The organism is Paractinoplanes globisporus DSM 43857, assembly GCF_000379645.1.
Taxonomy (GTDB): domain Bacteria; phylum Actinomycetota; class Actinomycetes; order Mycobacteriales; family Micromonosporaceae; genus Actinoplanes; species Actinoplanes globisporus.
Map to the genome: position 1 here is coordinate 143,535 of NZ_KB903312.1, position 9,506 is coordinate 153,040.

The 9,506-nt window shown below is 68.5% G+C and carries 7 protein-coding genes and 1 pseudogene; 2 read left to right on the top strand and 6 right to left on the bottom strand.

Annotation, left to right across the window (positions count from 1 at the left end):
• Nucleotides 1-61 precede the first annotated feature (61 nt).
• Entirely contained in the window at nt 62-541 is a 480-nt protein-coding gene (locus A3CQ_RS0127215; RefSeq protein ID WP_157296397.1) for a hypothetical protein, read from the top strand.
• On the top strand, nt 538-2,931 hold the full coding sequence (locus tag A3CQ_RS0127220) for a cutinase family protein (RefSeq protein WP_157296399.1): 2,394 nt from the start codon (nt 538-540) through the stop codon (nt 2,929-2,931). The genes A3CQ_RS0127215 and A3CQ_RS0127220 overlap by 4 nt, the downstream gene beginning before the upstream one ends.
• Nucleotides 2,932-3,182: 251 nt before the next feature.
• Here A3CQ_RS0127220 and istB read toward each other — a convergent pair.
• The 6 genes and pseudogenes from istB to A3CQ_RS0127250 form a co-directional block, all read right to left on the bottom strand.
• Nucleotides 3,183-3,940, bottom strand: a pseudogene (istB, locus tag A3CQ_RS64095) (IS21-like element helper ATPase IstB).
• A gap of 17 nt (nt 3,941-3,957) precedes the next feature.
• On the bottom strand, nt 3,958-5,634 hold the full coding sequence (istA, locus tag A3CQ_RS0127230) for an IS21 family transposase (protein WP_026206255.1): 1,677 nt from the start codon (nt 5,632-5,634) through the stop codon (nt 3,958-3,960).
• Nucleotides 5,635-6,055: 421 nt separating this feature from the next.
• Nucleotides 6,056-6,889 carry an alpha/beta fold hydrolase gene (locus A3CQ_RS0127235; protein ID WP_020514118.1) on the bottom strand — a complete coding sequence of 278 codons (834 nt, stop codon included), beginning with the start codon at nt 6,887-6,889 and terminating at the stop codon, nt 6,056-6,058.
• Between the two features lie 27 nt (nt 6,890-6,916).
• Nucleotides 6,917-7,339, bottom strand: coding sequence for a DoxX family protein (locus A3CQ_RS0127240; RefSeq protein ID WP_020514119.1), 423 nt, complete (start codon nt 7,337-7,339; stop codon nt 6,917-6,919).
• A 104-nt stretch (nt 7,340-7,443) separates the two neighbouring features.
• Nucleotides 7,444-8,289 (bottom strand): ABC transporter permease, encoded by an 846-nt coding sequence (locus A3CQ_RS0127245; RefSeq protein ID WP_020514120.1) that lies wholly within the window; start codon nt 8,287-8,289, stop codon nt 7,444-7,446.
• Nucleotides 8,286-9,239 (bottom strand): daunorubicin resistance protein DrrA family ABC transporter ATP-binding protein, encoded by a 954-nt coding sequence (locus A3CQ_RS0127250; RefSeq protein WP_020514121.1) that lies wholly within the window; start codon nt 9,237-9,239, stop codon nt 8,286-8,288. Before A3CQ_RS0127250 ends, A3CQ_RS0127245 begins: the two co-directional genes overlap by 4 nt.
• Nucleotides 9,240-9,506: the final 267 nt, after the last annotated feature.

The following is a 9,506-nucleotide window of genomic DNA, read 5'->3' on the forward strand; positions in this document are numbered from 1 at the left end:
GCAGATCCAGGAGCGCCACGGCCGTGATCTGCAGACAGCCCCGATTGTGGAGGTTCGTTCGGTGGACAGTAGGCGCAGGCGGCTGCTGATACGTGTGGGCCTGCCCGGGGGCGGGCTGGTCGTGGCCGCCGCGGTCGTCGCGCTCGTGCTGATACTGAGCCACTCCCCGTCCCAGGCACCCGCGGCGGACGGTCAGCTCGTTGTGTACCGGGCCACGGACCCGGATGAGGCGCCGATCGTCGCGGCCGCGTTCGCCGTCATCACCGCGCTCCCGCATGCGGTCACGCAAGGCGACCTGTCGTCGCTGGTGGAGGGCGGGCCGCTCGCCACAGCCGGCCAGGCGGCGCTGGCACGGACGCTGCCCGCCGGTGCGACGCTCAACCCGGACCAGGGGACGTGGGCCCGGACCGGCGCGGCCGCCTCGGTGGTCGTCACCGTCGCCGTACCCGGCCAGGCGGGCGGGCGCTACCGGGTCACGATGATGAAGGTCGGGAACACCTGGCGGCTGTGGGGTACGCTGCCCGCCGGCGGCGCGGGGTGACCCGGGTCGTTCGGTCGGCGCTGGCCGCCGTCACGGCCTTGCTCTGTCTCGGCGCCTCGACGTGCTACCCGACGGCCGCGTCGGCGGTGGCCACGCTGCCCGCCACCTGCGGCGCGGCGACTCTGTTCGGTGGCACGGCGGGCCACCCGGCGCAGCGTACGCAACCCGATGACGGCACCTATGTGCCGGTCCTGCTGGTGCACGGTTTCCTCTCCGGCCCCGACACCTGGCAGCGCCCGCTCAACAAGTCAACCACCACCGGCGGCGCCACGCAGACCACCGAGAGCTTCGCCGGGCTTCTGCAGTCCATCCCCGGTGTCGCCGTCTACACGGTGGACTACAGCGCCACCTCCAACAAGTGGATGGCCACCGCCGACGGTGGTGGGCCGCGCCTGCTGCAGTCGCTGACCTGCATCCTCGCCGCGGACGCCTTCGCCGGGAGGAAGGCGGTCATCATCGGGCACTCGATGGGCGGACTGGCCGCGCGGTGGGCGCTCGGCCGCCTCGACCCGGCCGCGGTGGCCAGGATCGGTCAGGTGATCACCGTGGGCACGCCGCACACCGGCGCGACCTTGGCGGACACGTGGCGCAGCCTGGCGTCGTCCGGGCAGACGGCAGGCGAAGCCATCGACGTGCTCCGGCTCCTGGCCCTGTACCAGCAGGCCCTGGCCCTCTGCCTCTCGTCGGGCGACCTGAAGTACTGCATCGAGCTCGCTCTCCCCGGCGACGCGACCAGCGGGCTCACCAAATTTGCCCGTACCTCGCAGATGCTGAGCACCGGCTCGCCCGGCTATACCGAGCTTGCGCCGTGGCCGGCCGGTGTGAGCGTGCGTGAATTCGCGGCGAGCATCGAGTTGACCGAGACGGCCGGGGCGTTCACCGCGCCCACGACGGCCCGTACGACCGAGATCGGCGACGGCGTGGTCGCATTGGACTCGCAGATCGCCGCGGCCGGCCCCAACAAGGTGTATCTGTGCCGCTACAACACCCGGTTGGAGTTCTTCCGCGATTTCGGCGCTGTCACCAGGTACAGCCTCGCGGGAACGAGCGATGCAGGCCAGGTGTTCGGATCGCTCTTCCTCCCCGTGGTCGGCACCTCGCCCTGCGCGCACACCAACGAGACCGCCCTGTGGGAGCTCGCGGTCGGTGTCAAGGATGCGGTCCTGGCGGTCATGGCGTCCATGGACGGCACCGGGCCTCCCGGCGACGGCAGGGTGAAGACGCTACCGGTCGCGGGAGCACTGGTGGCGGGCACGACGCTGGGACCCGACGGCTCGGTCTGGGTGCTCACCATCGACCAGCAGGGCGGGTCGGCGCAGGTCGAGATCATCGACCCTAAGACGTACGCCATCACCGTCCACCAGCTCGGCTACCGGCCGGCCGACGGCGGCACGGTGAGCTACGTCGTGCCCAGAAACGTGGCGCTGTACGGACCGGCCGGCATGGCCTTCGGCGACGACGGCCGGCTGTGGGTGATGGCAGTGGTCCGGTCGGCGGACGGCGCCACCGCACGCAACGTCCTGCTGCGCTACTCCACCACCGATTGGCAGGCAGAGACGTCGCCTGTGGCCGACGCCTGCGCGACGGCCACCGAGACCAGCCCGGTGAGGCTGAACCGCGCCACGGACGGCGCGATCTGGGTCACGTGTCCCCAACGGGCCGCCGGCGGGGTCGGCACCCACATCGAGCGGCACACGGACGGCACCATCACCGCCGCGCGGATCGTGCTGCGGGGCAGACCCGGCGACCTGCTCTACGCGGGCAGCCAGAACCTGAAGCTCGCCGTCCTGGACGAGCCGCTGACCCCGGCCCCGGGCGGCGTCATGTGGATGCGGAACTCGGGCAGCCTCATCGAGTTCCGCCCGGACGGTCAGGAACTGCTGCATCTGCTGCCCGCTGCCGGCGTTGCGCAACCGGGCCGTCCGGTGCCCACCGGGGAGACCCACGTCGTCGGTGACGGCGCCCACGGCATCGTCCTGCTCAGCGCGTGCCTGCTCGTCGACACCGTCGGAGGACCCACCTACAGCAAGCAGTGCCTCGTCGACGTCGACCCCGCCGGTGACGCCCGAACGATCCGCTCCGTCCTGCCCGACTACAACGGCTACAACCGCTACCAGGTCAGCTCCCCGACGATGGACAGCGACGGCAACGTCTGGGTCTACATGCTCGGCAAGGCAAACGGCGACGCACCCGGCGGCCGCTACTACGTCAAGTCCGCCCCGGGCGGAGCTATGACGGTGCATCCCTTCACCGCGCCGAGCCCCACCGGCAAGTCCGATCAGGTGACCTTCTCCAAGGCTGCGCCGGTCGTCACGGCCGACGGCGCCCTGTGGGTCGACGCCCTCGACTCGACCGAGCCGGTCATCGTAAGGGTGCTCCCCGCGACGTGACGCCCCGTGTTGCGTCCGGTCGTGGAGACTGCCACGTTCGGCGACTTCGCGTTGCGGTGGGCAAGCTTCGTCCGATGACTTATGACAGTACGATCGAGTTGGACCTGGCGGGAACTTGTTGTCGCCGCTCGGGGCGTTGGCTGCGGAGGTTCCGTCCGACGCCGCTTATTGGCGAGTTCTGACACCGCCGGGCACGTGTCGGTGCCGCGGATGTTGGTTTGCGTCGACACCGCTTCCGCGCCCGACGGGTGTCAGGTCGTCCGCTGCTTTGTAGCTTGGGCCAGACGGTAGGAGTCGGTGCCGGTCTCGAGGATGGTGCCGCCGAAGGTGAGTCGGTCGACGATGGCTGCGCATAGCCGGGGGTCGGTGAAGGTCTTGGTCCAGCCGCCGAAGGACTCATTGGACGCGATCGCGACCGAGGCCTTCTCCTCACGCTCGGTGAGGACGTGGAAGAGGAGTTCCGCGCCGCGGCGGTCGAGTTGCATGTAGCCGAGTTCGTCGATGCACAGCAGGTCGACGCGGCCGTAGCGGGCGATGGTCTTCGCCAGCGTCATCTCGTCGGCGGCCTCGACGAGCTCGTTGGCAAGCTGGGTCGCCAGGGTGTACTTGACCCGGTAGCCGGCCATGGCGGCCTCGGTGCCGAGTGCGATCAGCAGATGGGACTTGCCGGTGCCGGAGTCCCCGATCAGACACAGCGGCTGTCCTTCTGGACCCATTCACACTTGGCGAGGGTGTGGATCACGGCGGGATCGATGTTGGGGTTGGCGTCGAAGTCGAAGACCCGCAGGGACTTCTCGCGGGGGAACTTGGCGGCCTTGATCCGGCGTTCGGACCGGCGTCGGGCGCGATCGTCGCACTCGGCAAGCAATAGTTCGGCGAGGAACCCGCGGTAAGACATCTGCTCACGCCCTGCCCGGTCGGCGTAGTCGGTGAAGGAGTTGCGGATGGTGGGCATTCGCAGCATCCGGCACGCTTGGTCGATCGCGGCGTCGGCTGCTTCTTCGGTCATTCCACGGCGCTTGGTGGTCACGGTGCGGCTCCTTCGTTCGGGGTGTCACGTCGGCTGGCCAACAGCTGGTCGTACTTCTCCACGCTCGGCAGCGGCCGAGTGTCGGCCGGGATGTGGGCGCGGAGCCGGCGCTCGGTCAGCGATCGCACGGCAGGGATCTCGCCTTCTCCGCGTGCCCTGTCGCCGCTCATCAGGGACTGGTGGTCCGCTGTCGTGTCGTCGGCTCCGCCATCTGCTGTGTCGTTGTACTTGCGCGCTTCCAACGCGACAGCGTCCGCGGTGAGCGCGCCTGCACGCAGCGCCGTCGCGAGTCCGGCGACGACGTGGTCGTGTGGAAGGTGCCGGTGCAGCATCAGGACCTCAATGAGGGCACGGGTGCCGTCGGCGTCACCGTGGGCTTTGCAGGCCGCGGCCCACCAGGCGTCGTGAACGGGCGTGAACCGCCCGGATGCCCTGGCCTGCTCCAGCGCTTTCGCACCGGGTAGCGCGCCCGGTTTGCGGAGGAGGACCTCGAGATAGTGGTCCAGGTCGACCCGGGTCGAGCCCTTGGTCATGAGCCGTTCGTGGCGGGCGATCTCGGTCCTGCCGTCGAACACGACCAGGTCGCTGGCGTTCAGGAGCACCCGGGCTTGACGGCCGACCATGCGCGCGGGCACGGAGTACTTGTTCATCCGGACCGTGACCTGGGCGTACCGGTCCACGCGCGGGGTGAACCAGCGGCCGGTCTCGAACGGCTCGGTCGGAAGGGGCGCGAGGAGTGGCTGCTCGGTGGCGAAGTGTTCCCCGACCGTGCGGGCGCGGGACCCGATCCGCCGGGCGTCGTCGGCTTCGTCCCAGGCGTCGACCATAGCGTTGAGCTCGGCGAGGGAGTCGACTTCTGGGATGGGGACGAGGTGGTTGCGTCGGAACCAGCCGATCTGCCCCTCGACGCCGCCCTTCTCGTGCGCACCTTGGATTCCGGGCTGGCAATAGAAGGCTTCGATGCCGTAGTGGGAACGGACGGCGGTCCACCTGTCGGCCTCGACCCGCTGGCGGGAGAACCCGATCACGCTCGCGACGGCGGCCTTGAGGTTGTCGTAGCGGATCTTCCCGGTCGGCACCCCGCCGAGCACGTTGAAGGCGTGGCCGTGACCCTCGAAGAAGGCTTCCTGCCCAGCCGAGGCACTGACCCTGTGCACGGCCTTGCCCGAGTAGGAGAGCCGAAGGCTGAACAGCGCGCAGGTTACGAGCTCGCCGCGCAGGCGGATGGCGACGTCGCCGAAGTCAACCTCGGCCTCGCGGCCCGGGAGGTGGTCTTGCGGGATGAACGCGTTGGCAGGTTCCCGTCCGACCTCGACGCGAATCTCACGGCGTCGGGTGGCGACGTACTCGCGGACCATCCAGTACGACACCACCCCGGCCCCGTCATGTTCGTCAAGCAGGCGATCGAAGATCCGCTTCGCCGTGTGTCGCTGCTTCCGGGGCGCGTCGAGGTCCGAGCGCAGCCAGTCGTCGATCACCACTCGGTACGCGTCAAGCCGTGTCCCGCGTTTGGGCGGTTGCTTTCTCTCCTTCGGCCATGCAGATTCCAGCGCCGCTGTCACGGTTCGGAAGCCGACGCCGTGCTTGCGCTGCAGCGCGCGGTTGGACATCCCAGATCGGGCATCCCGTCGGATCGCCGCGTACAGGTCGACCCGGGAACGCGGCTGCGTCATCGGTGGCACTCCTGACGTGAGCACGCCGTGGGCACGACTTTCGGCACCGGGCCACCACCCGGGAACGGTGACCGCATGCGACCACAGCCCGGAATCACTGGCCCTGCCGAGGTGCCTGGTCATGTGCTGCGCAGGGGTTCGGTGGGCGGTACTGAGTCGGCCCGGAGTGCGGGGTACGACCGACGACGGAGCCGATAAGCAGCGAGTAGGCCAGATCGAGTCCCACTGAAGCCCAGGTCAGTACGACGGCCCGGCCTTGCGTGGCGACGAAGACGTTGGTGACGAGCACGCCCAGGATCAGGCCTGTGATGCCGCCGACGACATCAACCTCGACACCACCTGTCCGCCCCGTGTCCCTGGCGCGACGAAGATCTGCTTGCGCGGTGCCTAATCGGTCTTCCCGCAACACCTCGCGGGCCCCTCAGCGTTCGCTGCTGAAGAACCGTAGCAACAGCGGGCCGACGGTCTGTGGGTCGACGACGTGATCCGGCCCCTCGAGGGTCTCCCGTTGAGCGTGGGGTAGTAGGTCTGCAAGCTCGTCGGCCGCGCGGTCGAAGAAGTCCGAGGGCAGGCCTGCCATATAAGGGACCGTGATCGGTCCTCCGGTGGTGACCAGGACCGGTTGGGTGACCGTTGCCAGTCGATCGGCCGGCAATTGGTAGCGATTGAGGAAGACGCTGTCGTGGACCAGCGTGGGCGCGAGGGCGACCGAATCCGCCCAATGCGCCGTCTGCTTGCCTGCCGCTTTCCTGGCTGCGATGTTGTCGTCGGAAGCGCCGGACAGGCGCATGAACAGTTCGAGAACCTCCTCGTCTCGCCCGGCGTCGAAGGCGCGTCGGGTGTCCGCGATGTACTCCTCGAATCGCGGGCGTATGTCGTCCCCGACCGCGTAGGGCACCTCCCACACGGCGATCGTGTCGATGGCTGACCCGGCCGCGGCGGCTTCCAGCGCCAGCGCGCCACCAGAGGACGCCCCGAACAGGTGTGCCGAGCCACCCGCCTCCGCGATCAACGCATCCAGGTCCTCGATCTCTCTTTCCACGGCGTAGGGCTCGGTGAAGCCGCTCGCGCCGCGTCCCCGACGGGCATAGTTGTAGACCGTGAAGTGCTCGGCGAGAGCAGGTACCAAAGGAGCGTTCTCGGCTCCGTCGTCCAGTCCGCCGCCTACCAGGACGACAGCCGGGCCGCTTCCCTTCCGGTCGTAGGCGATGGTGGTGCCATCGTTTGATGTCACGCGAAAGTCCATCTCGTTCATCTCACATCTCCGTTCGAGAGGTTTGTCTCAGCGCCTGAGCAGCGTGCCGACGACGGCCTCGGTGCGCGACCACCGCGCCCTAGCGATCACGCCCGCCACGACGAGACAGGCGAGCGGCAGCCAAGGGCTCTGCTCGAGCACGAACTGATCGGTGATGACAGCACCGGTCAGCAATGCCGCCAACCCGAGACTGGCCAGGCCCGCCAGAGCCGGGATCAGAAGTCCAACCCCTCCCGCGACCTCCAGCGCTCCGACCAGGTACCGGAGCCACTGGCCAGCCCCGATGTCGGCGAACATGTCCACCATGACCGGGTCGCCGGCGAGCTTCGAGATTCCGCCGCCGGCGATTATCGCCGCCAGCACGACTTGCAGAATCCAGACCCCGATGCTGCTCGCCCGCCCGGGCGTGTGCGCAACGGTTTCCGAGTTGTTCTTGGGGATGGTGCTCATTCGGCTCTCCTTGTCGTGTCCGGGGCCTGGTACCGGTGATGGCGTTGGCCGAGTGGGCCGGGTTGTCGGAGCTGATTTCGACCAAGTGCTCGCGGCAGCGGCATCTACTTCTTGTTGCGGTAGAGGACCATGGTGATGGGACCGAAGACCGCGACGAGAAGTACTGACGAGACGAGCACCCAGCCGATTTCCCCGGCGGGCACCGAGCCGTCCATCAGGCCGCGTACCACGGTCGCCAGGTGGCTGATCGGGTTGACCTCGACGACCGCCTGCAACCACCCGGGCATCGTCTTCGGGTCCACGAAGATGTTGCTCACGAACGTCAGCGGGAACATCACCATCATGCTGACCCCCGCCACCGAGTTCGGCGTGCGCAGGATCAGGCTGAGCATCGTCCACAGCCACGACAGGCAGAACGAGAACACCAGCAGCAGCGCGACCGACAGCACCACGCCGACGGCGCCACCCTCCGGCCGGAACCCTAGGACCAGTCCGAGCATGATGACGATCGCCGACCCGATCGAGTAGCGCACCAGATCGCCGAGCAGGGCGCCGACCAGCGGCGACGGTCGCCACACCGGGAGCGACCTGAACCTGTCGAAAACGCCCTTTTGAATGTCGGTGTTCAGCGTTATGCCGGTGTTCATGGTGATCATGACGTTCGCCTGCACCAGGATGCCGGGCAGCAGGAACTGCAGGTACGCCTGTGTCGACCCGGCGAGCGCACCACCGAACAGGTAGGTGAACATCAGCGTGAACATGATCGGGAACATGGTCACGTCGACGAGCTGCTCGGGCACGTGTTTGATCTTCAGCAAAGCGCGCCAGCCGAACGTCAGCGAGGTGAGCACCGGGCCGGGGCGCGACGGCCGCTCGCCGGCCAACAGCACACTGCGCAGCACGTCCCCGGTGACCGGCGCCGACGCCTGTTCCGCGGTCGTGGCATTCATGCGGCATCCTCCTCGGCGGCGTGTCCGGTCAGGGTGAGGAACACCTCGTCCAGGCTCGGCTGACCGAGCGCGAACTCGGTGACGTCGATGCCGCCGCGGGACAGCTCGGCCAGGGAACGGGCGACCCGCTCGGGGTCGGAGATCCGCGCGGACAGCGCGACCGGGTCGGCGGACGGCTCGACCTGCACCTCGAGGACGCCGGCGAGGACCCGTTCGGCCTCGGCCCGCTGCTCGGGCGCACGTAGCCGTACGTGCAGCGAGCCGGCGCCGACCGATGCCTTGAGCTCGCCGCTCGAGCCCTCGGCGACCACCTTCCCGTGGTCGATCACCGCTATCCGGTCGGCCAGCTGGTCGGCCTCGTCGAGGTACTGCGTGGTCAGCAACACGGTGGCGCCCTCGGCGACCATGCCCCTGACGATCTCCCAGACCTGGTTCCTGCTGCGCGGGTCGAGCCCGGTCGTGGGCTCGTCGAGGAAGATCAGTTCGGGGGTGACGACCAGGCTCGCCGCGATGTCGATGCGTCGGCGCATCCCGCCGGAGTACTTCTTCACCTGCCGGTCAGCCGCCTCGGCAAGACCGAACGCGTCGAGCAGGTCGGCCGCCCGCTCCCTGCCTCGGCGGCGTGAGTAGCCGAGCAGCCTGGCGAGCAGCAACAGGTTCTCCACCCCGGTGAGGTCCTCGTCGACCGACGCGAACTGCCCGGTGAGGCCCACCCTGCTCCGCACCGCCCGGGCGTCACGCACGACGTCGTAGCCGAGCACTTGCGCCTCTCCGGCGTCGGGGCGCAGGAGCGTGGCCAGCATGCGGATCGCGGTGGTCTTGCCCGCCCCGTTCGGACCGAGCACGCCGTACACGCCCCCGGCGCTCACGGCCAGATCCACACCGGCGACCGCGTGGGTCGTGCCGAAGCTCTTCTTCAACCCTCTCGTCTCGATCGCGAGCTTTCCCATGGGTTCGAGTCCTTCTCTCGGTGTTGCGAACGGATTGGTTGAGCTAGTCAAGTTTGACTACTTGGCCAGAGTAGCGAGGAGGAAACGTCTAGTCAAAGTTGATTAGAAGCGCATCTTGAGGGGATCGTGGACCGTTCGCCACGAACCCGGATCATCGGCCATGGTGTAGGCGCCCTCAGACAGTCGTTTGCTCAGGCTCTTCGCCCACTCCAGTTCGGTGCGTGCGTGTCCCGCCCACAGTTCGGCCTGATCGCGGACGTGCTCGGG